General features: G+C 56.3%; 20 protein-coding genes and 3 pseudogenes. 9 read left to right on the top strand and 14 right to left on the bottom strand.

What is annotated here, in order from left to right; translation table 11 throughout:
- Positions 1–104 precede the first annotated feature (104 nt).
- The 3 genes from BM113_RS18635 to BM113_RS18625 form a co-directional block, all read right to left on the bottom strand.
- The gene (locus BM113_RS18635) at positions 105–1,034 is read right to left on the bottom strand and encodes a hypothetical protein (protein WP_089789516.1); all 930 of its coding nucleotides are present in this window, start codon (positions 1,032–1,034) and stop codon (positions 105–107) included.
- An 894-nt stretch (positions 1,035–1,928) separates the two neighbouring features.
- The gene (locus tag BM113_RS18630) at positions 1,929–3,152 is read right to left on the bottom strand and encodes an IS701-like element ISHala1 family transposase (protein WP_089789515.1); all 1,224 of its coding nucleotides are present in this window, start codon (positions 3,150–3,152) and stop codon (positions 1,929–1,931) included.
- Positions 3,153–3,384: 232 nt separating this feature from the next.
- Positions 3,385–4,020, bottom strand: coding sequence for an IS6 family transposase (locus BM113_RS18625; RefSeq protein WP_089789514.1), 636 nt, complete (start codon positions 4,018–4,020; stop codon positions 3,385–3,387).
- A 360-nt stretch (positions 4,021–4,380) separates the two neighbouring features.
- On the opposite strand from BM113_RS18625, the gene BM113_RS18620 reads away from it, so the two are divergent.
- On the top strand, positions 4,381–5,301 hold the full coding sequence (locus BM113_RS18620; protein WP_089789513.1) for a polysaccharide pyruvyl transferase family protein: 921 nt from the start codon (positions 4,381–4,383) through the stop codon (positions 5,299–5,301).
- A 467-nt stretch (positions 5,302–5,768) separates the two neighbouring features.
- A complete protein-coding gene (locus BM113_RS22025; RefSeq protein ID WP_143095859.1) occupies positions 5,769–6,029 on the top strand; it encodes a hypothetical protein in 261 nt (86 codons plus the stop codon).
- 150 nt (positions 6,030–6,179) lie between these two features.
- Here the strand turns inward: BM113_RS22025 and BM113_RS18615 are convergent, their stop codons facing one another.
- The 5 genes and pseudogenes from BM113_RS18615 to BM113_RS22710 form a co-directional block, all read right to left on the bottom strand.
- Positions 6,180–7,091 carry a glycosyltransferase family 2 protein gene (locus BM113_RS18615; protein ID WP_089789512.1) on the bottom strand — a complete coding sequence of 304 codons (912 nt, stop codon included), beginning with the start codon at positions 7,089–7,091 and terminating at the stop codon, positions 6,180–6,182.
- Between the two features lie 6 nt (positions 7,092–7,097).
- The gene (locus BM113_RS18610) at positions 7,098–8,903 is read right to left on the bottom strand and encodes an ABC transporter ATP-binding protein (protein WP_089789511.1); all 1,806 of its coding nucleotides are present in this window, start codon (positions 8,901–8,903) and stop codon (positions 7,098–7,100) included.
- A gap of 847 nt (positions 8,904–9,750) precedes the next feature.
- A complete protein-coding gene (locus tag BM113_RS18605) occupies positions 9,751–10,587 on the bottom strand; it encodes a tyrosine-type recombinase/integrase (RefSeq protein WP_089789522.1) in 837 nt (278 codons plus the stop codon).
- 129 nt (positions 10,588–10,716) lie between these two features.
- A pseudogene (locus tag BM113_RS18600) lies at positions 10,717–13,151 on the bottom strand (MFS transporter).
- An 88-nt stretch (positions 13,152–13,239) separates the two neighbouring features.
- Positions 13,240–13,515, bottom strand: a complete 276-nt coding sequence (locus BM113_RS22710; protein WP_029601727.1) for a winged helix-turn-helix domain-containing protein — start codon at positions 13,513–13,515, stop codon at positions 13,240–13,242.
- Between the two features lie 185 nt (positions 13,516–13,700).
- Here BM113_RS22710 and BM113_RS18590 point away from each other — a divergent pair, with 185 nt between their 5' ends.
- Both BM113_RS18590 and BM113_RS18585 read left to right on the top strand, forming a co-directional pair.
- Complete coding sequence (locus BM113_RS18590) at positions 13,701–14,198, top strand: PadR family transcriptional regulator (protein ID WP_245758105.1); 498 nt, start codon at positions 13,701–13,703, stop codon at positions 14,196–14,198.
- Positions 14,195–14,668 (top strand): hypothetical protein, encoded by a 474-nt coding sequence (locus BM113_RS18585; RefSeq protein WP_089789509.1) that lies wholly within the window; start codon positions 14,195–14,197, stop codon positions 14,666–14,668. Before BM113_RS18590 ends, BM113_RS18585 begins: the two co-directional genes overlap by 4 nt.
- Positions 14,669–14,684: 16 nt before the next feature.
- Here the strand turns inward: BM113_RS18585 and BM113_RS22020 are convergent, their stop codons facing one another.
- Positions 14,685–14,810, bottom strand: a complete 126-nt coding sequence (locus BM113_RS22020) for a DUF7557 family protein (protein ID WP_076738743.1) — start codon at positions 14,808–14,810, stop codon at positions 14,685–14,687.
- A 102-nt stretch (positions 14,811–14,912) separates the two neighbouring features.
- Between BM113_RS22020 and BM113_RS18580 the strand changes: the two genes are divergently transcribed.
- From BM113_RS18580 to BM113_RS18560, 5 genes are all read left to right on the top strand, one after another.
- Entirely contained in the window at positions 14,913–15,383 is a 471-nt protein-coding gene (locus BM113_RS18580) for a hypothetical protein (RefSeq protein ID WP_089789508.1), read from the top strand.
- Positions 15,373–16,449, top strand: coding sequence for a hypothetical protein (locus BM113_RS18575; protein WP_089789521.1), 1,077 nt, complete (start codon positions 15,373–15,375; stop codon positions 16,447–16,449). Before BM113_RS18580 ends, BM113_RS18575 begins: the two co-directional genes overlap by 11 nt.
- Positions 16,446–17,471 (top strand): hypothetical protein, encoded by a 1,026-nt coding sequence (locus BM113_RS18570; protein ID WP_089789507.1) that lies wholly within the window; start codon positions 16,446–16,448, stop codon positions 17,469–17,471. Before BM113_RS18575 ends, BM113_RS18570 begins: the two co-directional genes overlap by 4 nt.
- On the top strand, positions 17,464–18,069 hold the full coding sequence (locus tag BM113_RS18565; RefSeq protein ID WP_089789506.1) for a hypothetical protein: 606 nt from the start codon (positions 17,464–17,466) through the stop codon (positions 18,067–18,069). Before BM113_RS18570 ends, BM113_RS18565 begins: the two co-directional genes overlap by 8 nt.
- Before the next feature lie 194 nt (positions 18,070–18,263).
- The gene (locus BM113_RS18560) at positions 18,264–19,157 is read left to right on the top strand and encodes a DUF8008 family protein (RefSeq protein ID WP_089789505.1); all 894 of its coding nucleotides are present in this window, start codon (positions 18,264–18,266) and stop codon (positions 19,155–19,157) included.
- Positions 19,158–19,532: 375 nt separating this feature from the next.
- Here BM113_RS18560 and BM113_RS18555 read toward each other — a convergent pair whose 3' ends face one another.
- The 5 genes and pseudogenes from BM113_RS18555 to BM113_RS18535 all read right to left on the bottom strand — a co-directional run bounded on the left by BM113_RS18555 (position 19,533) and on the right by BM113_RS18535 (position 23,321).
- Positions 19,533–20,027 carry a DUF8154 family protein gene (locus BM113_RS18555; RefSeq protein WP_089789504.1) on the bottom strand — a complete coding sequence of 165 codons (495 nt, stop codon included), beginning with the start codon at positions 20,025–20,027 and terminating at the stop codon, positions 19,533–19,535.
- A gap of 2 nt (positions 20,028–20,029) precedes the next feature.
- Positions 20,030–20,710: a nucleotidyltransferase domain-containing protein gene (locus BM113_RS18550; protein WP_238593289.1), complete on the bottom strand. Its 681-nt coding sequence runs from the start codon at positions 20,708–20,710 to the stop codon at positions 20,030–20,032.
- A 504-nt stretch (positions 20,711–21,214) separates the two neighbouring features.
- Positions 21,215–21,861 (bottom strand): annotated as a pseudogene (locus BM113_RS18545) (RNA-guided endonuclease InsQ/TnpB family protein); the annotation flags it as partial.
- Positions 21,855–22,001: pseudogene (locus BM113_RS18540) on the bottom strand (type II toxin-antitoxin system PemK/MazF family toxin); the annotation flags it as partial. The pseudogenes BM113_RS18540 and BM113_RS18545, both read right to left, overlap by 7 nt.
- A 63-nt stretch (positions 22,002–22,064) precedes the next feature.
- Positions 22,065–23,321 (bottom strand): RNA-guided endonuclease InsQ/TnpB family protein, encoded by a 1,257-nt coding sequence (locus BM113_RS18535; protein WP_089789503.1) that lies wholly within the window; start codon positions 23,319–23,321, stop codon positions 22,065–22,067.
- Positions 23,322–23,475 lie beyond the last annotated feature (154 nt).

The raw sequence follows: 23,475 nt of genomic DNA, 5'->3' as shown, positions 1-23,475 counted from the left end.
GCACAGAAGATCCATCAAGAACGCCAAATCTTACAGGAAGAGCTTGCGACCGTCATGCAACCGACTGCGGAGGCCTAAAGTGAAGACGAATACTCGAATTCGAATTATTTGTATCCCAAATCTTTGAGTCGCTGTGAGACATTATCCTGAACTCCGACGTTACTGGATGAAGATTCTTCCGCAACGATGTCTTTTCTCTGTTCTGTATTCGTAACGAGCCACGGTATGTCAGTAAGAGCAGCGATTCGAATCTGGGGGGGATGGCCATAGATTTTCACAGGAACAGGCCAAGCACGTTCACCGAGCGCATTCCCATGGTCAGAAGTCACTACAGTGTACTCTTCAAACGTTTCAATCAGCCGTTCTACATACGGAAGCGTAATCTCGAGGTTTTCCCGATAGGCTTCCCAAACGAAATCAACCGATACGGACCCCTCATACAATTGCTCCCAGATAGACAGCTGATCACGGTGGGCTTCATCGCCGGTTGCAAGCCGCTTCGAGAGTTCCATCCCGGAGTGTGTGTTTAGTTTTTGTTGGCCGACTTCACCGATAAACGGGTAATGTGGCTGGATGAAGTGAGAGATTAGCCGCTTGTTCGGATATGATTCGTAGGCTTTGATGGTTTCTTCGGCCATTATCTCTGGCATGACCGTGTGCAGTTCGTCGTCCCAGTGGTCTTCCCACACGTTGATGACCTCGAAAAACTCGTTTTCTAGGTGAACGTTCACTTGGGGATTTGCAGTAACATATACTGTGTCACTGAAGTCCTGGTCTTTGAAGTTGTATTGAAGAAATTCAGGCGTGTTCGAAGCCTTTGAGGTGCGTTTACTCAGTTTGCCAGAAAGGCTAGACTGCTCGGCAAACATATCATAGCGGCACGCATCAAGGATGATCAGATTGTCCCACACTTCATCCCCTATTAGACATCCATCCTGTGGAAAGTGCCTATGAACGATTCGTGCTGCATACGGTAGCGCTGTTTCACGCCACCAAAATCGGTCGTTCCAATTTTTGAGAATGTTATCAATCATATCTGTCAGTGTCGTGTAAACATGATGGTTTAAAGTGCGATCTATTCACCATCGTGACTCAGTAAGATTGAAATCCATCCTTGGGTCTTATTACTTATGGAGTCTCGACCGAATATTGCTCTTGTGGTACTAGACACTCTGAGGAAAGACTATTTCGATACACATTTCGATTGGCTTGACGGCAGACGATACGAATGGGCTTATTCTCCGAGTCACTGTACCCCACCTGTTCACGCCGGGATTTTCACAGGTTAGTACCCTAGAGAAGTGGGTGTCCGCGGCGTATTAGACACTCTGGAACAGCCCTATACGACCTTGGCCGAGAGACTTTCGCGTGCTGGGTATCACACTTCAGCGTACTCCGCAAATCCACTCATCTCTCCCAAGTTCGGATTCGATAGAAGATTACCGATTTTGGTATGGCGTAGCCGATTCGGGATGCCGCCGAGAACCTGTTTGATTGGTCGTCAGCCATGACCGGGATAAGCGGAGTGAGCAAGTACCTCGAGGCAGTCGTAATGTGCATCCAATTAGATCAGGCGACAATTCCGTCGTTACGACACGGTATCGAACTGAAGTTCGCTGGCTACAGTATTGCGCCCTACGACGACGGAGCGAAGGAATGCCTGAAGCGAGTCAGAGAAAGCGAGTACGGATCGGAAGCCTGTGTTCCAGTTTATCAACCTGATGGAAGCACACTCTCCCTATACGCCGCCCGACGAGTACTCTTCGGTCACGGACTACTTCTATCCGGATGCGTTCAGACCAGGCAACCCCCGGCGAGAGCGAGCGACCGTACATCTCAAACGAGTCGACTACGGTCAACGTCCCGGACGAATTCGATACAATACAAGCGGCCATCGACGCCGCTCGGAAAACCTCTGTCATGAATACTCAGCTTTGCACGTTAGCGTCAGCGGTTGAGTGAACGAAGAGGTGGTCGATCTCGGTCATCAAGTCATCGATACCGCGATCATCGTTGTCTCGAACCCACGAGAGAAGGTTGTAGACGGCTTCCTTCAGGGAGTGTTCGAGGTTCGCTCGAAGCGATGACGCCTTCGAGCGAACAGTCCCCAAGGCGCTCGACTCAGGATCAAGACGAACGAGACTGTAGGCAGCCATCAGAAGGTGCCAGTGCCGACTGGCACCTTCGTCGGTCTGCATCTCGCAGTCTCCAAAGCCGAGATCCTGCTTCGAGTCCTCGAAGAACGTCTCGATGCGCCAGCGCATCCCGTAAGAGCGGATCACGTGCTCGGTCGGTGCGTCGATTTTGTTCGTAGCGAGGTACTTGACCGGATTCTCTTCGTCTTCATCGGTCTCTTTCTCGGCGATAACCAGCTTCACGTCTCCCAGCTGGGAGACGGGAAGCTTCTTCGTCCAGATGTGGTAGGTATCGTCCTCGATGTTGCGCTCTGCGGTGTCGATGCGCTCTGCCAGCGCATCGACGCTTAGCTCTTCTCCGCCGTAGGTCACCTGTCGATTGCTCCGGAGCGGGCCGATCCAGTCCTTGCCGTAGGATTCGATGTGTTCAACGAGACCAGACTCGTGAGCGAACCACGAGTCGAAGAGGTAGGTGTCCGCAGGCACACCTACCTCTTCTTCGAGTTCGGTGACGATCTCGCGGGCGAGATCGTACTTGGTGTCGTGGTCTTGGTCATCTTCATCCTGTTTTTCGTAGAGGCGGAAAGTGAGTGGGTAGGCGGTTTTATCGTCGGCGTAGAAGGCGTAGATGAGGTCTTGGCCCCAGACAGTGTCACCTTCAGCGTGATCGTAGAAGTGGCCGACGCCGGGGACTTCGTCCCCGGCTTTCTCGGTGATCGTGTCGTCGAGGATGATGTAACCACCCTGTGACCAGCGCGTTTCACCGTGTTTTTGGAGTTCTTCGAGGCGTTCGTGGTTGAATTGCTGTTCGTCCCAGTCGTACTCGGTGAAGAACTTGTTGAGGGCGCGTTTGCCCTTGGCTGGAAGGACTTCGCGTGCGATGCCTGCCACGGTCTTGTTGCTGGCCGCAACAAGACCGGTGGCGTAGGTTTTCGCGTGATGGCGCTGGGCTGGAGACAGCGACTCGAACTCGTCGAACACACGCGTACACGACAAGAACTCCGTAATCGGCATCATCCGTCCTTGCCACCGCCTACGTCATGCACCTACTTCAACGTGCAAAGCTGAGATGAATACTATATCACGGTCGACGATGGGCAAAGCGAAGATAAAGTTACGATCAGAAGGATCAACCGCAATATGGGGGACGATGCCAACGCGATAAAGATAGAGGGCAACTTGGACGACCCATCACAGGTTCAAATCGGCTCTGCCAGCGTTTTTAATTGCTCTGGGCAGCAGATCGTGTTTAGTTTGTAGCATTCTGCCAGACGGCGAAGGCTTGGAGCCATGATTCTGCGGTTGATGGTCTGACGTGACTGAAGCAGTTTGAGAACGAGGTAGTACGTCGTTTTATCTCTCGAAAGATACGTTCGACAGCGTTCCGATTTCCGTGTTTTTCGTATCGAAATCGGAGTCCGCGTCGGCGGAGTGCTGTCTGAAGATGCTGTGCGCCATCGACGAGAAACACAGCGTTTTCGACGTCGTGTTTCTCGATCAACTCTCGTAAAAACCGTTCAGTCAATGCCGTCGTAGTCGTTGAAAACAGCCGTATATGGAGAATTCTGTTCGTTTCAGGATCGACTGCAGCGTACAGCCAATACTGGTGGTCGTTGATCCGAATCACGGTCTCGTCAAGCGCAACGTGATTCGGATCTGCGTCAGTTGCCGGCTGTAGATCGGCTTTCTGTATCCAATCGTACACAGCCTTCCGCGATCGATCGACACCGAACTTCTCGAGTTCTCGAACGGTATTCGAAAGCGATAATCCAGCAAGATGGAGTCGAATACCGAGCTCCATCAGCCGACACGGTGTCCGTTCTCGCTCCACAAAACTCAAATCGACCCAGTCGCTACGACCACTGAGGCGGTCGATTTTTGGCATAGACCACCAGAAAATCGCACCGCCTCACTTTTCACGCTTAACTAAACACGGCCGGGCAGCAAACCCCGCAATTCTTGGGTATTGAACTTCAAGGTGACACAATTGGCGACAGTACAGAGGGAGGGAACGTTCATTTATAATGGCAGTGGTGAAATATACGTCTCAAGGCCTAAATCGGGTATTTCAGTTTGAGTTGATCTGATCAATGAAACGGCTGATTGACGAGGATTCTTTTCTGATTTCTGAAACTCAGCGCGATAAATCATGACCCGAGGTTTGGCAGCAGAGGGCCTGTGAAGACTTCTGCACCACCGCCTCTCTACCAGAACAATTAATCAATCTGCTTTCGTACGGGGAGTCATGAAAGTCGCATCAAGGGTGGACGAAGTATCAGACGGCGGCCCAATCTTGACGCTCCAACCCGGAGGTAACCACGGCGACAGTCTCATCTATTTGGGTGCGCGAAAACTTTTTAACGAGACCAATATTCCAATTCTTTCCTTTGGAAGTGGTCCCGTTCGACACGATGCTCCGAAATCACTCGACTGGGCGAACCCGCGGTCTATCTACTGGCTGCGGAGTTATTTCCCCTTTCTCAAACATCGGTATTTAAGCGATTTCTCCGCTGTTTACATTCATGGTGGGGGGAACTTTAGCGAGATTAATGCCCGCTCACGGAAAAATAGCGAATCTGGTAGCTTCGAGGATTGGGGAGGGGGAGTCAAATGTTATAAAACAGCTGGGCAATTCTTCGACTGCCCTATCATTATTGGCCCACAAAGCTGTGCGTTTTCTCATCACAACCCGCGGGAAGTTTTCGAAGACGTGACAAACGAAACCGTGTTTTTCTGCCGCGAAAAATATAGCTACGATTTGATTTCTGACGCCACAGCATCCTGTGACCACGTAGAGGTTGACTTAGCTGATGATACCGCGTTCCACCTGTCGCAAAGCGATCTCCCCGTCGATAATTCTACAGCAGAGTATACACTCTTAGCCTTCCGGAACGACGCGGAATCAGTTACCCCACAGATTGATGAGACGATTGAGCCACCTATTGTAAGTCGAGATATCAGTCGCGGAGAGCCGGAATTTGCCGACTTTGTAAATAGGGCGGCGGCAGCCAGTACGATTCATACTGACCGTTTGCACGTCGCGGTTCTTGGCCATATTCTCGATAAGGACGTAGTGTTCTATGATAATGGATATCACAAAAACCGAGGCGTGTATGAGTTTTCACTTTCCGATGCCTCAAATGTTCAATTCAAATATATCCGTTGAAATGCTGAGTTCTAAGGCTTAGTGATCGGTCAAATCACCAAAACAAGCATGAAACAAACGTTCGATCTGATTATAACAATCTCTAATCACGAAGAACTGTTCGGTGAGGACGAAACAGATGGCCTTTGGGGCACTTCCACGGGAAATACCCCGAGCTGACCCCACGTTCCGATGGTCGTTAGTGGTGACCAGATCGACGATAAGAGGATTGAGAGGCCCGTGAGCCTCATCGATGTCTATTCAACGGTACTCGACGCAGCAGGTATCATCGAGGACGAGAGCGACAACCGAAGCTATAGTAGAATCTGGATGTCTTTGTAGCATTAATCGGTAGAGCAGGGCGCAGCCTATCGATATTCGGAACTACACAGAGAGATGTGAGCAAACACTTCTGGAGATTACTATATTCCATGCTGTCAACGTCTGAGCGTCCTAAGTTCCTCACTGAAACGCATGGCATATCCGACATGCAACTAGCGAAGCTAAATGACGGCACAGAATCGCTTAAAACGGCCAAGAGTTTCGATCAGGGCTTTAGCGGTATTGTTGGTGAAGAGTACTACGGGTACAGCACTGTGGACGGGTTTCGGGAGGTGGGAAACTCATCGCTCGATGACCCGAAGCGTCGTCTAGAAGCCCTGTCCTCAAATATAGAGTCAGCTGCGTCTACGCAAGGAAGCGTGGGAGGCAGATTAGAGAACCAACTGGAAGACCTCGGCTACCTATAAGTGGATAATGCACCGCGTGACTAGGATAGTCAGAGTGCAAGCCGAAATAAGTACTACCAACCAGCTTACTCGTTAGTCGTGAATTCTTAAATCTTCTAAACCACTCATTTTTAACAGCATGTTATTGTGGTTGCTCAGATTTTATAATCTCTATAGTAGAGTTCTGATCCGATGAGATATTTTCTGGAGTAAGTGGCGAGGGCCATCCAGTACTAATATTACGATTGCCTTCTGCCACTCGCTCATGTGGCCCCGATAGTACCACGCTGAACTCGGAGGCCCGCGAACCCATCTGAAGCCCATCGTGACGTCTGCTTCGTACCCCCACTTGTTCAGGAAGTACGACTGCGACGAGGACAGTTTATCGTCGTTGTTCCTGTTCTCGCTGTAATCAGTACTCCCGCCGGGATAGTGTTCGAAGACGACTTCGGGGCAAACACCGAAGTCCCAGTCAGTCCGCCTCCAGTGTCCGATGTAGAAGTCGACGTGCTCGTACCCGATAACGTAAGATGAGTCCCAACTGTACTCTTCCAGGCATTCCCGTCTGAACATCGCTGCGTTGGCGACAAAGTCAAAGTAAATGACTGGATGGCCATCGACGATTTGGACATCTACGTCCTCATTCAAGAAGGGGCCTCGGTGAAGTGCTCCGTCGACTTCCTGGAAAAACTGACCAGTGATATAGTACGCTGGCGTATCCGGTTCGACTATCGCGCCGGCAACACCGCCCAGCCTCTCATTTGCCTCGAGGACTCGTTGCAACGTCAGTAAGTTATCTGGGATAGTGTGATCGGAGTCCACGATAACTAGATAGTCCTCGTCCATCTCTTCGACGATTGCGCGTCTCCCCGCTCCCAGTCCTTCGTCGTACTCCAAATCGAGGACGACGAGATCGAAGTGATACGACTGTGAATACAGGGGATCACGTTCCTCCGTTTTCCCGTCGTCAGCAATATAAACTGTCTCTACGCACCCTGGAATCGATGAAAGGAGGTCCTCGAGCTTGGACGTTCTTTTGAATACCTTCGTGCCAACTGCTATGTCTTCATCCGTTTCTATCATATTTAATTACTGGCTTGACTGAATACCGTACAGTTCTGCGTACTTCCCGCCCTGATTAACCAGCTTCTGGTGTTCGCCGCTTTCGGTAATTCGCCCGTTCTGGACGGTATAGATCCTGTCAGCGTTCTCCACCGTAGAGAGTCTGTGAGCGATAGTAATAATAGCATAATCCCGATCCATCCGCTCAATCGCCCGCTGGACCTGCTTTTCCAGATTCGAGTCCAGATCGCTCGTCGCTTCGTCCAATATCAAAATTTCTGCCTCTTTTAGTAGAGCACGCGCAAGTGCAACACGTTGCTTCTGTCCGCCAGATAACCGGACGCCATCGTCACCCAGTTGTGTCTCGTATCCCTCCGGCATATCGTACAAGAACTCGTCAACTTTCGCAATTTGACAGACGCGGTCGAGTTTCTCGTCAGACACATCCCGGTTTCCGATCGTCAGGTTGTACCGCAAGGTATCGTTAAAAATGAACGGATCCTGTCGCACCACCGCGATCTTCGACCGCCACTTATCAATATCCATCTCATGAATTGATTGTCCGTTTGCTCGGATCTCACCCGAATCTGACTCGTACATCCGGGCAAGCAGGGACACAATAGTCGACTTCCCGGCCCCAGACTGGCCGACGAAGCCGATGAACTCCCCTTTTTCGAACTCGAAGGAGATCCCTGAGAGTGCCTCGTCCTCTTGCCCCTTGTAGGAGAAGCGAACATCATCGAACTCCACAGTCTCGATCTCGTCCGGAACGGTATCAGTCACTTCCAGTGGTTCGCTGTTCGCTTCAAGTTCGTCGATGAATTTCTGTGTCCGGACGAGGTGGGGGAGATTATTTTCAATTCTGTAAAATAATCTGTTCAAATTACTCGCTTTCGGCCCAAGCCGGAACATCGCAAACAGAAAGACACCAAGAGCTCCAAGTGACATATCTGCGAACGTGATTGCCAAATAGATCAGTGCGAACACTGAGATAGCCGTCAAGAGATTATAGAAGCTGTTGATCGCTTGCTCGTTCCGTCGAAGGGTGATACTGGATCGTGCAAACTGATTGACCGAGGTGAGAAAGTCGTCATAGAGCTCTCGTTTCAACCCGAACAGTTTCGTGTCTCGGATTCCCTGTGTCCCGGCCTGTGCCGCCTCCTGAACGTTCTCGTTTGCCTCAGCAACCTTGTCACCCAGTTCGTACCCCGGTTCAACAACAGTCCGGAATAGAACAGTAAGCCCACCCAGAAACACGAGCGCAAAGAGCGTAAGATACGGTGCGAGAATAAACGCAACCAGAAGATACAACAGCGCTAGGAACCCCTGCTCAAAGAAATTGATCACGTATCGAATAGTCCGCCCAGCATACTCCGCCTGCGTGACAATAGCATTCAGAATATCGTCCGACCCTTCCTGATCGAAGTACTCGATCCGCGCGTCCAGCGCCCGATCGAAGGACTGTTTCTGAATCTCCCGAGTGTAATCAATCACCAACGCCTCCCGCAACCACCGTACAATAAACGTCGTCGTCCATCGTACCGCAAGCACTGCACTCACACCAGCAACGACAAAACCAAGCGTCAGGGGAATCCCGAGCGCCTGATACACCGTCACGAAGACTTCCATCGCCCCATCGGCCGCCGCCGCCGGATCACCCGGAGCTTGCACAATCTCGACGATCGGTAAAATGAAACTGACGCCGATCCCTTCGAGCAGCGCAGCAAAGACCCCACCAACAATAATACCAACAGTCAATAATGGCTTGAATTTGGCAACTCGAATTAGCGCGTCGAGTTGCTCTCGTCGGGTAATATCTTCCGCGTCACTCATTCCTTGGCTCGTACTTTCCGTCGCGGCATATATTCGTTGGTATCTCACGGTGAACTCATCACCAACAACAAAAACCAACGAGAAAACACCCAACACAGATTGACCAACCAATCCAGGCGGGCGGGAATGAAAGGGGCGGCCGGCTACACGAACCCGGACGATGTAAGCACCGCAGGTCGAAGACCGAGGAGCGCAGCGAGTCCCGGGAGTGTAGCCGGTCGGAGCTTTCTGGCTGTACTCACAACAACCCACCGAGTATCGTACCCGAATCCATCACCCACAAAACCCCCACAACCCTACACCCACTCCAATGCTCCCGCTCCCCTTGCTACCGCGCTTGCTCCGCTACACAGCAGTCGCTGTCGTTGCGGCATTCATCTTCTACACTTCTCTATTACTAATCATGATCAGGAACAATCACAGTCACTATACCACCCATCCATCAATCTCAACACAGTCGATTCTCCCGCTCCCCTTTCTCCCACGCGTATCCGCTACACCGCGGTCGCCGTCGTTGCCACCACCACCTGTGATGGCTCGCTCGTCACTGTCCCCGAAACCACCGTCGTCAACCTCGCCTTGAATTCATCCAGCCCCCCACTGGCGACACTCCTCGTCAACGCCACTCTCGCGTACACCCTCGACTACGCCACGACCACTGGTCGATTGCCTGCCGGGCCGAACCCTGATCGTTCGCAGTGTAGAAACCATTCACCACCAGATCTACCAACAATATCAAGTTTGCTTTGGGCATTCGGCCACCACCACGGACATACACCCCACCGTGTCGATTGAAGATGTTGGATGACCCGAACTCTTCGACTGGGATTACCTTCCGACCGACTATTCACCCCATCCGATCCAATGCGTCCCGGCGATCTTCGACGGGCGTCTGATCGTATTTCATCGTCGTCTGTTCGCTGGTGTGACGCAACTGGGCCTGTGCCGCAGCCAGATCTTCCTCACGAGTCATGTACGTGCCGACCGAGTGTCGGATCGTGTACCAGCTCATCTGACGGTTCTCCACCGGGATATCCGCGATCTCACACAGTCGGTGAAGCAGGTATCGTAGCGACCGTGGCGAGTGTGGGTTCCCGTGACTCGTCAACCAGATCCGTTCCGAGTCGTCGTACCGGTCGTAGTTTCGCCGCTCGTTCAGCCACCGACGCAGCATGTCGGCTGTCTGGTCCCGTAACCCGACGATCCAGTTCTCGGTGTTCTTCGAACTCTCTTCTCGCGGGATGCGCAACACGCTGTTCTCGATGTCGACCCACGAGAGCGTGGCCCGTTTGACTTCGATTGGGCGCAATCCGGCGTCGAGACTCACCCAGACGAGACTCGGCGTCTTCCAGCCGTTCGCCCGCTCCCAGTCCGCGGGGCCGACCTCGGACTTTGGCTTTTCGAAGCGCTGGGCGAGATGTGCTCGCCAGCGATCCCGTTCGGCGGACGTGAGGTTGTCGTAGCTCGGAATCGATCCGTATTCGAGCGCTGCTTCGCGGATCGCCTCGCGCTCCTCTCTCGTCAGGTAGTCGCGGGGCTGGCGTGTGTCTTCCGAGAACGTGAAGTCGGCGTCCCACTCGCTGATTCCGTGTTCGTGGTGTCGCCACTTCAGCAACATCTTCACGGCCTTCTGGCAGTTCGACTTGTGCGTCGAGATCTTGTCCTGTTGTGCGAGATATCGCATCCACGCATCGGCGTGTTCGGGCGTGACGTTCACCAACTACGGACGACGTAACATCGAAATCGCGACTGCCGTCTTCCGACGGTGAGCCCGGCGACGATCTCACCGCGTGTCCGGCCCACAAAAAATCCTCTACTCGAGTGAGATCGTCTCACCCTCTGTAACAGCCGTCGTTGAAACGTTGACCGAGTCCCCATTGACGGTGTACGTGCCGGCGAACGGGACGGTCACCGCGAACGAGCCGTCTTCGTCGACGTTCACCGCTTGTTCATACGAAATTCGCTCACCCGAAACTGTCCGCTCGCTCTCGATGGACACTGTCGCACCCGGCTCACCGGTTCCGGTGATGGTCGCGCCGGGGACGACGGCGAACGCGGCGACGTCATCGTCGACGAAAAGCGCCTGATAGTGTGCGACACCGTCTGTTTCGTTTCCACCGGCACCGTAGTCTTCGAGCAACTGCGAATACGTACCCCCAGCTGGCAAGTCGCTTTCCCGCTCGGTCACGACGACGTACCCTACACGGCCCTCAAACTGGTCGTACCAGTTGTCGGGGTCGGAACTCGTGATAAACTCCTCGTAATTACTCTGTGCGTAGCCGTACCCTCGAGACTCTCCGTTCACGAAGTGATTGTACATCCGGCTGTCGCCCCATTCGCTCAGCACGTAATTCTCCGGATACGTCCGCTCGTTCGCTGCGGCGTGCTCGTCGATCGCCTCGAGCGCCGCTACCTGCCCGTCGCTGTAAGTAGTATCGGCGATCAGGCCGGGCACATAGACCAGACTGAGTCCGAACACCAGCAGTCCGATCCCGACGACATAGACCGTCGCCCGTCGATCCGGCAGAGAGATCGAGGGCTCGAGTTGACCGCCGTCGGAGACGACCGGTGACGCGCCCGTACGGTCACCCGTCGACGACGCGCCGCGAAGTGGCAGCGGTCGTCGCGCCAGGTCCACTGTCGAGAGCACGTAGACGACGCCGAAGCCGCTCAAAATCGCGAGCGGAATCGCGAGTTGTCCGGCGAACCGCACCTGAATGCCGGCCAGCACGAGGAGATACCCGACGTAGGTCCCGACGAGCAGCCAACCTGGTTCGTACCGCCGATACACGACCCAGGCGACGAACCCGAGCACGGCCAGGCCGAGGTAGAAGCCGACGCCGAGCTGGTACAGCGGGCCGAAGAAGACGGCGTACTCCGTCGAGAACAGCGACCCGGTTTCGGTCGCGAAGTCTCGAGCGATCAGATCGTCGATCCGCGCCCTGGCTTCCAGCCAGTCTTCGGGACGCAACCGACGGAAGGTGTACAACCCGGCGACCGCGACGAGCGCCTCGACGGCCAGCAACCCGCCGAGGTGGATCTTGAGCCGGCGCCACAGCTCGCCGGCGGCCGTCACGACGAGCCCGCCGGCCAACACCATCGCGGGCGTCATCGAGACGAACTGCGCGTGCCAGCCCCAGCGGACGTTCAACGCGATCGAGATCGTACTTCCGATAAGCAGGCCGCCCAAGACGGGGAGCGCCGCGAGGACCGGAGAGACGTTTCCTCGAGCGTCCATCGCAGCCCGCAACGCGATATAGCCAGCAAGAGGAATCAGAAGTAACGGCGAACCGCCCCAGGCGTGCGTACCGGCGGCGACCGAAACGCCGAAGCCGACGGCGACGATCCACGTCGCGGGTGCTCGAAGGTGCGCTCGAACACCATCCCGTATCTGTCCACCGTCGCTGCCTGCGACCCGTCGCTGAAGATCGACTGTAAGCCAGCCCAGCGACACAACGTCACTCCGAGCCAGAAGTACTGGTGGAGATTGTGATCGAGGAAACCGAGGCTCGTGTACACCGCATTGACGGGCGTCACGGCGAAGACGAGTACCGATGCTACACCGACGCGCACGTCTCGCGTGAGCAACACGGCGAGCTTGTAGATCAGCAGTCCGAGCGCGACCGACGCGACGACGGGCAGCCACGCAGCGACCGTATCGGCCGCTCCCTGCCCACCGCCGAGCAACTCGGTGAAAAACCAGTTGGTCGCGTGCGTGGCCGGACGCCGCCCCGAGATACCGTGCGGTGCATCCACGAACACGCCTTAATCCGTCAGGCCTGACGACTCGGCGAGTCGATCTTCCAGCCAGTAGCGAAAGTAGTAGGGATCGTTCCCCGGCGACACGACGTACCCGCGCTGAAAGACGCTGCCGTAGGAGAGCATGCGAGCCCCGGCGACGACGACCAATGCGCCGACCAGCGCCGAGAGCGCCCGGAGATCGACGTCGTATTCGAGGGCAAATCCGCGGTCCGTTGCTCCCGTCGACGTAACCTCTTCCCCGTCGAGGACGACCCTCACTGTCTCGACGTCCGCCACCCGATACTCGCTGTCGACCTTCTCCACGACCCCGCGAGATACCAGCTCCCCGAACGTCCCGGAATCAAGTGCCACGTCGTCGAACGTCCACGTCTCCGACGCCGCTTCGACCTCGAGGACGGCCTCGAGCGCCTGCTCCCCGTCGTCGCGGTCCGCGAGGAACGAAGTGGTCGCCTCCGCGACGGCCTGCGGGTCGGCGTCGTCAGTCATTGCCCATCAGGTGCGGCCACGGGTTCATCACGTTTTCGCTCTGAGCTACACCTTCTCAGAGGCACTATCTATTAGACAAAACCTGGATTTACTGCTCTAAATCGTCGTCGGGATCCAACTCACTAGCATTGAGGTTCCCTTCGAGATACTGTTCACCAAATTTAGAAATTTCGTAATACCCGCGTTCGACTCGTGTGACAAGCCCGTACTCGACAAGAACAGAAAGACGTCTAGTCACCTCTTCTCTGCTCCGATCGATATTCTTGCTAATCACAGCCGGAGAGAGGACCATACCCGATGAATGCAGTGCCTCGAGTATTCTTTCATCTGTTGGCAACTGCATCCAACTATCGGGTTGACGCATAGTCCCAATACATCTGGGCCAATTCATACAGGTATCGATACACGAAATGCTAATCAACAATAGCTGATCGTATGATCACTAATAAGTGAGAAGATTTATTAGGGATCCTACTGAATAATCAGTTAACGGGAGACTCATGTCCCCGATCATATGGGGCTAGGAGGAACGTAACGGGACCCGGTGCTGTGACACCGGATCCATCGTGGCTCCCGTACCTACGCTACGGAAGCATGTTCGAAAACGATTCACGGGGCCTTGAATGCCCCGACCAGACAGATGCATCGCCCATAATCACCAACCAGGCCCCAACATCAACCAATACAGCCTGGACAGCCCTCTCTGGACTACAACGCGATCTCCTCGCAACGGTCGCATCACTCGAGAAGACGACCCACTGCCCAGACCAACCGACTATCAAGACAAGCCTCGAGAATCAATACGACGAACTTCTCAATAACCATATCCAGCAGTCCCTCAACGATCTCCACGCAGACAACATAATCAAATCCGGGAATCAGACGTACTACCTAACCCAGCAGGGACGCCAACTCCTCGAGGTGTACACACAATATCTCGTCACCGCCTGTTACACCGACCAGGTCGTCCTCCACCTCGAGCGCCCAATCACCCCAGGCGATCTCGAACAACTCTATACCAGACTCGAGGAGGTGACCCGCCGATGACCGACCGCCTTACCCTCCAGTGGCGACCGACCCACGGCCCGCCCCGACGATACACCTTCGAACGCGAGGACGACAGCTGGCACCGCATCGAATCGGTCTGGACCGGCCGTGAGTGGCGCGTCATCGGCTCTGAACTGACCGACGCTCCAACTATCGAGACGAACGCGACGCTCGACACACCAACGACACCGCCGACACTCGAGACGCTCACAACCCATATCCAGAACACCTGGACCACTGACGACCCCGTCGTCCTCGCGTTCGGTACCACCTCACCCGACGTCGTTGCCTCCGTCGACGGTGATCTCCGACAGTACACCGACCAGCACCGGACCTGGAAGTCGATCACTACAGACGAACTCACCAATGTACTCCAGAGATCCGGACTCCCGGAGATCAAACCACTCTCGGAAACACCGTACAGCCGCTCTCAGTTCACCAACCCGGAGGTTCCCGCTACCGATGACTGACTCACCACAAACTAACTCATCCGTCGGCCTCCTCGAGCAGGCGCTGGATCACGTCGTCGAACGTCTCGCCGGGGTTCTTGCGCACGTTCAGTTGTCGCCACGTCTCTTCGGTGACCTGGATGGTCGTGATATCGTCGGCCATACTCGAGCAAGACCGGCCGACCGGTATAATCCTATTGAACGCCAGTCCCGAACAACTATAGGACTATACGACACTACGGCTGAACTATAGGACTATAGAACAATGGAAGAACCGAAGTCCATTCCCCTGACTGCAGAGACGCTGGCCGCCCTCGAGCAGTGCACCGACGAGGACGTCGAAACCGTCCTCGAGACGCTTCTCGCAGCCGCCGACGACCACCGAATCCCCGAGTCCACCACCGACCCCGCGTGCGAGTCACCGTACGACGCGTACGTCGAGATCCTCGAAGGGATCGACACTCTGGCACACGACCTTCTCCAGGAGATCGCCGCCAGCGAGGCGCTCGACGACGACACCAAGCGGGAGGCGAAGCGTCGCCTCCGGGAGGTTCGCGCACAGGTCGATCCCCTCCTGCTGACCTTCCGTCGCCAGACGGACGACGGGACCGTCAGCGACGGTGGAGTGACGATGCTCACTCGCCGCGGCAACGGACAGGTAACCCATCTCGGGCCGGATCCGATCGCGTTCGACCGCAAATCGATCGACGAGCGAGGTGCGGACGATGACGAGTAAGTCGTCGACCGCGGAGTCCGTCGAGCTGATCAACGCGATCACCGCAGCCACGCCCTCGACGCGCGTGTGGCTTCGCTGGCAGAACGACGCCGACCTCACCACGACCACTCGCGGGACCGTCACCGACGTCGATCGAACGGCCGGTGTTTGCCAGCTCGAGCCGGATCGGCGACCGGATCTCCTGCAGATCACGCTCACGAATTCGGAGATCGAAGTCGCGTCGGTCTCCGAAACGGCAGTGACTCGACTCGGCGTGCTTCGTGCCGTCGAGTTCAGGTCGCGTCCGACCGGCCGGCTCCGAATCACCGACGCCGGCGTCGTCGTCCCGGACGACCTCGTCGGTTATACCGGCATCCTGACGATCGAGGATCGATACGGTCGACGGTACCGACGGATTCCTGCCCCAGGCCTCGAAGACCACGACGATCGACTGCTGGCCCGCATCGCCGGCCGGTCGCTTGCGCCGTCCTACGACGCCCTCGAAGTGACGGTCACAGCCGGCGACCTGCATCGCACGTACGAACTCGTGGACGATCGGACCACCGCTTCGACCGAGAGGACGACCGATCTCGACCGCGACCCCGATCCGGCTCTCGACTTCGAGACCCCCTGCCGACACACACCGCCGCGGGCGCTCGACGCCGACGACCTCGAGCCCGTTCTCGCGGAACTCGGGCGACTCGTGCTGGAACTCTCCCGGCGGAGCAGCACCGATCAAGCCCTTGAGTGTCGGACTCGATCCCAGCTTCGCCATCACGTGAACGCGCTCCGGTCGACGACCGTCACGCTCCAGCAGCGGCTGTTCGAGACGACGGTTCCGGTCGATCCGGAACTCGAGATGCCCTCGGGAACAGGGTACGAGCCCCTCCTCGATCGGATCGACGACGTCGTTCGTCACCTCTACGAACGGCGTGCTCGAGTTCCGGAACTCTCGGCGGACGCGGACGCCCGTCTCGGGGAACGATTGCTGTGGTGTCGCAGTCAAACCAACGCGATCCGGAGGCTGCTGTGTGTCCCGTCCGACCGTTCGAAGGCCCCGTCGACTGCCGGAGGTGTCGATCGATGACGGACGTGACGGAGCCGACCCCACAGGCCCTGCTGAGTCAGCTTCGAACGCTGCCACCCGGAGCACGCATCGAACTCACCTGGGAGTCCACGCCGACCGGGACAAACGAAACCACGACGACAGGCATCATCACCGACTACGAACCCAGGACGGCCTACAGACAAATCGAAACCGACGAGCGAACGCTCGCACTCGTGCCGGCGGCCGACCACAGCGAACTCACCGTCTCGGAGGTCACGACCGCGGGGACCTGCAGTCTCGGCCGGCTCACCGATCTCACTACGCTCGAGTTCCCTGTCGAGGAAGTTGAACTCACCGACGACGGATTCGACATTCCGTCGTATCTGGTCGGCTACACTGGCTTCCTTTTGGTCGAGGACGGCCAGGGAAGACGTGAGCTCCGGATTCCGGAACCGGGACTCGAGGAGACCGATCCGCGCCTACTCGCCCACATCACGAGGGTTCCGGAGACCGTCGCCGACGAGCCGATCATGGTTCGTCCGCGGGCCGGTCCACACCGCAAGTACGAGATCCTCGACACCCGCACGGGCGAGGAAACCGCCGACGCCATCGAGCCGACGGGGACGCCACCCGACGGAGACTACACGGACCTCGAGCCGACGATCCACACGGTCCAGGCGATCACAGACACGGTCGACGACGACGCGGCGCTGTCCGCGGACGCCCGAACGACGGTCAGACGTCGCTTGCACACGCTCCAGGAGGCGCTCTTGCGAGCGCGACGGACGCTGTTGGATCCGCCACGAACCGACGAGTGGTCCCCCACCGCTGCGGAGGGCGATACCGAGTGGGAGACGTACGCCGAGATCCTCGCTCGCCTCGAGGAGCGACTCGAGGCCCTGCACACGACGTCGAAACGGGAAACCGGCAGCCTCGAGCGCCGGCAGGTGCATCTCACGTTCGACCGTGCGCGCACCGAACTCGAGGAGGTTCGCGCGCTGCTGACCGACACTGCCGGAGCCGCTGACGACCCAGCAACGGGAGGTGTCGCCGATGAGTAGCGACGGCCCGCCGCGCGAGGAAACGGAGGGACGAGGGAACGGTGACGGACGCTGGCTCGAATACCAGCTCGAACAGGCGATGCGTCGGTGGGGGTACAGCGCCGCAACGCGGGTCTCCGTGTATGGCCTCGAGATCGACGTCGCCGCTCAGCGCAAGGAGAAACGGGATCGGCCCACCGACTGGCTGCTCGCCGAGTGCAAAGACTGGGACAGCCGCCTCGTCACGGAAGACGAACTCTTCCGACTCTGTATGCTCGCCTTTACCTGCGTTGCGATGCCGGTCCTGTGTCACACGACCGAACTGACCGAGCGCGCCGAGGAAATCGCCCGCAAGTGGGAAGTCCGTGTGCTCACTCTCGAGGACTTGCATCGTGGTGACCTGCCAGCCCCGAACGCGCTGGGACCTTCGGACGATCTCTTCGAGTATCGGTATCGGATGACCGGCCGCGAACAGCGGGGCCGTCTTCCCTTCGTGTTTCACGACAAGCCGAACTCCCAGTTCACCTACGTACCGGGATACGAGCCCTCCGGACGGACTCACGAGTATCGGCCGATCGAGGACGACGAAGGTGAAGAGAACACCGGCGGAGGTGAGTAACGGAGGCCACATCCCCCAATCCGGTAACTCGGCACCGATTTCGGCCGTCTCTCACTCGGAGCGACTCCCGTTCTCTGTGAGCTAGGGACCGGTCACCCCAGCGAGTGTTCAGGCTGTCGGTTGCCGGGCCACCGTTGCTTTCGGACCGTATCGCTCGTGAACAACCCTCTCGAGAGCTATCGCTACGCATTCCAATGTCGTCGAACACGACTCCAACAGCAGATGCACCGACCGAAACCACGACCGAGCTTGCCGCGGAGTTCCAGCAGCTTCGCGACCGGATCGACCGACTCGAGACGGACCTCGAGCGTAAAGACGAACGCATCGAGCAACTCGAAGCGGATCGGGATCACCTCCAGGAGCGAACTAGCGAACTCGAGGACCGCGTCGACAAACTCGAGTCCGAAGCTACGCGCCTCGAGAGCTTGGCCAAGGCAGCCCTGAAGAAAGCCAACGCGAACAAAGCACGCATCGCGGAACTCCAGAGCCGCGAACTCGAGAAAGGCGCGCATCTCCGCGTCGAGACGATCGACGAACACGCCGTCGACGTCGTGGATGGTCGCCTCGAGCGCATCACGAAAGCCGACGGACAGGCCTACTACCGCCTACCCGAAAGTGTGGATCCACTCGAACGTGGCGGCAACGTCTCGCTTGCCTACGGCGACCTCCTGCCGATCCAGCAGCTCGCGCGCATGGATAAGGAGATGCGCCGGTCGGCGGCGAACGCCCTCCCGACACGGTTAGCCGCAAAACTCTGGCAGGCACGAACGGACTCGAGCGTTGGAGACAACCCGTGGGAGAGTGGATGCAAGGATATCGACGAGTACGTCAAAGCCAGTGATCTCAAACACTGGATTCGCCGACAGGAGACCGGCATCAGCGAGAGCTACGCGAAGAAGTTGGTCTCGAGAGTGATCGACGCGATGTTAGATCTCTCGAAGAACCGGTTAGCCGTCCGACGACGACAGGAGCGAAAGAACGGTCTCGAGTACACCGAGCGGCGGTTGGTGATCCCCGTTGATGCTGAACTTCCCGGTGAAGGAGGACCAAATGGAGAGCATCCAGAGACAGATGATGTCCACAGATAGCGCTGTCCACGCCGGAAACTCAGCCCTCGAGAGAGGTACCTCTCTGTAGGACGACTCCAGTTCCAAGCGATATGCGGGTGGTAACGTGGTATCGGTAGCTGTAGGTGTCTCTCGAGTGGTCCTCGGCGGTCACATTCAGGGACAGAAAGTCTTGCTCCACCGGTAGACAACAGCTGTCACTGGAGGGTGGTACTATGATGGTCAGCAACGACAGTACCCCCACCTTTCGCCAGTAACCAGTCAGTGGACTACCGAATAGGTCAATCCTGATCAGCAGTAGCTTTCACGGGTGACTCCGGGGATATTCCCGAACTGGCTGTCGGCAGCAAGAACAGGCTCATTACGCTCCAAAGCGCGCCGTATTGTTCACCGACATCACTCACAGATGCATTCGTGAGATTGTCCAACGAGATTGATGATCTGTGAATGGATCTCGTCGGCGAGCGCGACCATCGTATCTGCACGATCATCAGTAGCCATCCCATCCTGGTAGTACGTGTGTGCACGGTTTTCGTTCCAGAGATCTTCGAGTTCTGTCGCAACTTCGTCAGTGATGAATCCGACTTCGGCGCTTCGATTGATCGCGGTGGTGTGTGATTGTGGCGGCTGGGATGGATCGTGATGTCCCTCTGTAATCAACCAGAAGAGCAGCGTTCGTTCGATCGACGTGAAGGCGGCTTCAATCGTGAGCGTGTAATAGCCGTCTTCGAGCAATCGCTCTGCCCCGGAGAGAAGTCGACACGCCTTCCGAAGTTGGACGAGATCAGCACTCGAAACGTCTAGCCCTTCCTCGGGAGTTTGCCCCCCACGACGGAACGCCTCCTGTGCGTTCGACAACTCCGGCTCAATGTCGTCGTGGTTAATCGGCATGGCTACACATCCCCTCCAGACGAGGCGTATATGTTCTGGCGTAACTCCTGTAGTTGGTCAGAACGGTCGAGTACTAGCCCTTCGTCGAATATCTCTTTCAGCTCTCCGCCGTGGGAAACAGCGGTATCCGGCGTTTCGACAAGAACCTCAAACTCGTATCGGTGACCGTCGAACGATTCCTCCTCTATATCACGCGCGACAGACGTACAAATACGCCGTCCATAGGTAAGATCTCCGTCAACGATGACGAGGAGGTCGATGTCACTGCGACGGTCTGCTGTTCCGCGTGCTACGCTCCCAAAGAGAATGACTCCAACGAGTTCGTCAAGTTCCTCGCTCTCTTGGATGCGTATCTCGAGTTCATTGAGATAGGCTTGGACTGGCTTGCAGAATTCGGACTGTGGGATCATGAATACCGGTTCCGGTCGCTGAAGATGATCTATGTCGATCGTGATTTGGGCGGGGTGCTGCTCGCTCACCTCGATGACGCCCGACTTCTCGAGGAGTTTGACCGAACGCGAAATCGACGATACGTCCGCGCCCGTAATCGACGCGAGTTCTTGCTGTGTAAACCCTTCGAAGGGATTGTTGGCGAGATGATGAAGGATATCCTGCATCGCTTGGTATCGGAAGATTCGTTCTTCCGGAAATGGGAAGTCAAAAAGCACCCTCGCACCTTGCATATTATGCAATAATTTGCCCATCATGAAAATAGTTCGGGTTGGGTGGCGGTGCTCGACAGGATGAAACCTCTCCGGTTGCTTCAGCAGGCCGGGTTTCTCGTGCTAGGAGTTTTCCTGCCTTCAGGCAAGAGGCGGCAGTTAACCGTCGAACTGACCAAGGAAATTATGAGTAGAATGGTCTTCGAAGATCTAGAGCCGATCAGTTGAGTCTGCCTCTCTGTCGAACTGACCCACCCAACCGTAGCATGTCCAGTCTTCAACCTTAGTTGACCGATAGAATCTCCTCTGAGTGGAAACTAAGAATTGCCATGGGAAGTGAGAGTTCCCATCAGGGAACCACGACTGTAATTTCCTTTCCAATTGACAGCTAGCGGCCTTTAGCCGAAAAGCGAGAGCAGACGTTCCCAACGTACTAGCTGGTTCCCCAGAGTCAAGTTACGAAATCCGAGAACTCAGTCGAATCGTGAACTGCCACGGGCGCAGTGGCCCGTGGCTTCCCGTGGATTAGTCTGACACACCCGCGACACCATCGGCATGGTGGCCTCTGACGGTCTCGTGGGTCACGGTTGGGGCGTCGACGGCCCCGATGTCTGCCGTCGCACCTTCATGACTTGCGGAAGGGTGTTGAGAGCAAGCACATTTCTATCCAGTTTCTTCAACCCTTTCTTGGCGATGTTGATAGCTGCGTTCCGGTCAGCGTGGTCTTGTCGCCCACATTCAACACACTTGAAACGCTTCTTGTCACGGTTTGCACGAGTCGTATGCTCACACGCAGTCCTCGAACACGCTTGACTCGTGTACTCTGGGTTGATCTCGTTGGGCGGGATGCCTTGGAATGCGGCTTTGTACGTGATGAACTCACGAAGTTTACGGAACGGGAGGCTGTGGAGGCGACGGTTCATCCGCGTGCCGTAGTCAATTGAGTCCCGCATGTCTTTGAGATCTTCAAAGACAATAGCGGGCTTCTCGAACTGCGACACCCACTCCACAACCTGCTGAGAGAGTTTGTGGAGTTGATCGTGGACAAACCGCTCCTCTTTTTGCTCGAACGTCCGGTCGAACGATGACTTCCCGGCGTTCTGCATCCGCTTTCGCATCGTGAAATACCGATGGCGCTCCGCCTTGATTTCAGGGAAGTCGATAATCAGAGACGGTACTCGAGTGCCGTATCGACCTTGTCCATGCGCTCGTCCGGAACGGACCCAATCACATCCACGATTCGATGTTCGATCGAGACAGTCCGAAGTTGACTACAGAGTGCGACTGAATCCTCGCGAAGCGCACACTCGTCGCAGAGCCGATGATTTGACATCCTCCTCCGCCTGAAGGCGGAGGAATCCCGAGCGTTGGGATATTACGGTTTGCAGACTTCCTGTTCTCTCGGTGTGAACCGTCCGCTCTCGCGGTCGAACAGGAAGACTCCGGGCTGTGCCAACCAGCCGTTACTCATATCCCCCGTTGGGGGACTCTGAGTTATCTTTCTGCGGATGTTCACCGCGCCATTCACGTCTGCGTTCATCGTCGTCTCACATGAGTCACAGACGTACAGACCGCGCTCCACACGGTTGCTGTCCCGAATCTGCCCACAACACGAACACGTCTTCGAGGAGTTCTCCTCGTCTACACGGTCAACGAGGATTCCATGTTCCTCGGCCTTGTATTCAAGCAGACGAACGAATCGGTCGAATTCCCATCCGTGGAGTTTCTTGTTCCCCGACTGGCCCCAGTTCCGCGAGTCGCCGTTCTCGTCTTCGCGGATGTCGCTGAGGTCGCCAACCGCTATCTTCTCCACACCTTCGTCTGTGCACCGTTGAACGATGTGTTTCGAGAGGGTGTGGAGGAAGTGGTCTTTACGCCGGGAGAGTTTCCGTCGGGCTTTCCGCGCGCGTTTCGATGGCCCGTTCTCGCCTTCGGTCTGGTACTCCTCGCGGGTGAAGTAGTGCTTGTCCTGTTTCAGTCCGTTCCCCGGATACAGTTCACTCGCCCCGTCTTCGTAGTCGATGGCGAGGTAGTTGTTGATACCGAGGTCAATACCCGCTGTCTTTTCGCCGGGTGCGTCCTCGACGGGAATCTCTTTCTTGCAGACGAGGTGGAGTTCCCACTCGTCGCCGTTCCAGACAGCACGCACCTGCTGGATGTTCTCGACTTCTACGTCGGGACGGGTTTCGTACTCTGCGAGGATGAAGTCAGACCGTCCGTCTTTCAGATTCCAACCTTTCGAGAGGCGAACACGGTTGTGCTTGTCGTCGTGCTTGATGCCTTTCTGCTTCCACGTCACGGTGGAGCGCGGGTGTTGGTCGCCACGTTTCCGGTAACCCGGTGGGTTATTGCCGTCGTCGGAGTTATACCAGCCGGTGAACGCCTCAGCAAGCTCTTCGAGAACTCGCTGACTTGACTGAGAATGCAGGTCACTATAGCGTTCATGGTCTTTCAACTCCGATTTCAGTTCGGCTTCGTCGGGAACCTCACCGCCTTCATCCCACCGTTGTTGGATGTAGTAGCGTCCGACGTTCCACAGTTTGGATGCGGAGAACCCGCATTGGTCAAGGTCGTCACGAACCTGACTGTGGTTCGTGATGCGTGCGACGTAAGTGCGGGTTGTCTCCAGCATCGTACTGTGTTCATAACCAGTTATGGAATATAGAGTATTAATGGCTGTGTTTGGCGTGGAATATCCAGCCCTGTCGGTCTCGGTGGAAGGCGTCACTGTATGACGGCGCGTATCCACGGCCTGAAGGCCGTGGTATTGCGCCTGTTCAGCGTAT

Source organism: Natronobacterium haloterrestre (genome assembly GCF_900112205.1).
Classification (GTDB): Archaea; Halobacteriota; Halobacteria; order Halobacteriales; family Natrialbaceae; genus Natronobacterium; species Natronobacterium haloterrestre.
Note: the sequence above shows the minus strand (reverse complement) of the source record. Positions and strands in the feature narration are given on the sequence as shown.